Here is a 1,181-nt window from a genome sequence, read left to right as displayed (position 1 = left end):
TCTACGATTGATGCTACAACACCAGCACCAACTGTACGACCACCTTCACGGATCGCGAAACGTAGACCTTCGTCCATCGCGATTGGGCAGATTAGTTCTACAGTCATCTTGATGTTGTCACCAGGCATTACCATTTCTACGCCGTCTGGTAGTTGGATGTCACCAGTTACGTCAGTTGTACGGAAGTAGAACTGTGGACGGTAGCCTTTGAAGAATGGCGTGTGACGGCCACCTTCGTCTTTAGATAGTACGTATACTTCTGCTTCGAACTTAGTGTGCGGGTTGATTGAACCAGGAGCAGCTAGTACTTGGCCACGCTCAACTTCGTCACGCTTAGTACCACGTAGAAGGGCACCGATGTTCTCACCAGCACGACCTTCGTCTAGAAGCTTACGGAACATCTCAACACCTGTACAAGTTGTCTTCGTAGTTTCTTTGATACCTACGATTTCAACTTCGTCGTTCACGTTGATGATACCGGCTTCAACACGACCAGTTACAACTGTACCACGACCCTGGATTGAGAATACGTCTTCGATAGGCATGATGAATGGCTTATCGATGTCACGCTCTGGCTCTGGGATGTAAGTATCTAGCGCTTCTGCAAGCTCGATGATCTTGTCTTCCCACTCTTTCTCGCCTTCAAGCGCTTTAAGAGCTGAACCTTGGATTAGTGGTAGGTCGTCACCTGGGAAGTCGTACTCAGAAAGAAGTTCACGAACTTCCATTTCTACTAGCTCTAGTAGCTCTTCGTCGTCAACCATGTCACATTTGTTCATGAATACGATGATGTAAGGTACACCAACCTGACGAGAAAGTAGGATGTGCTCACGAGTCTGAGGCATAGGACCGTCAGTCGCAGCTACTACTAAGATCGCGCCGTCCATCTGAGCAGCACCAGTGATCATGTTTTTAACGTAGTCAGCGTGTCCAGGACAGTCAACGTGCGCGTAGTGGCGAGTTGGAGTGTCGTACTCAACGTGTGAAGTTGAGATTGTGATACCACGCTCACGCTCTTCTGGAGCGTTATCGATTGATGCGAAGTCTTTTGCTGTACCACCGTATACTTTTGCAAGTACGTTAGTGATTGCTGCAGTTAGAGTTGTTTTACCGTGGTCAACGTGGCCGATTGTACCTACGTTTACGTGCGGTTTTACGCGTTCAAACTTTTCTTTTGCCAT

1 protein-coding gene is annotated in these 1,181 nt (G+C 47.9%); it reads right to left on the bottom strand.

The window, feature by feature from the left end; all coding sequences use genetic code 11:
- On the bottom strand, positions 1–1,181 hold a 1,181-nt coding region (gene tuf, locus C2M29_RS08755), incomplete at its 3' end, for an elongation factor Tu (RefSeq protein ID WP_105189426.1).

Origin of the sequence: Pseudoalteromonas sp. T1lg48, assembly GCF_002964785.1 — a bacterium.
Classification (GTDB): domain Bacteria; phylum Pseudomonadota; class Gammaproteobacteria; order Enterobacterales; family Alteromonadaceae; genus Pseudoalteromonas.
The sequence above is the reverse complement of the archived record's forward strand: the minus strand, read 5'-3'. Positions and strand labels throughout refer to the sequence as shown.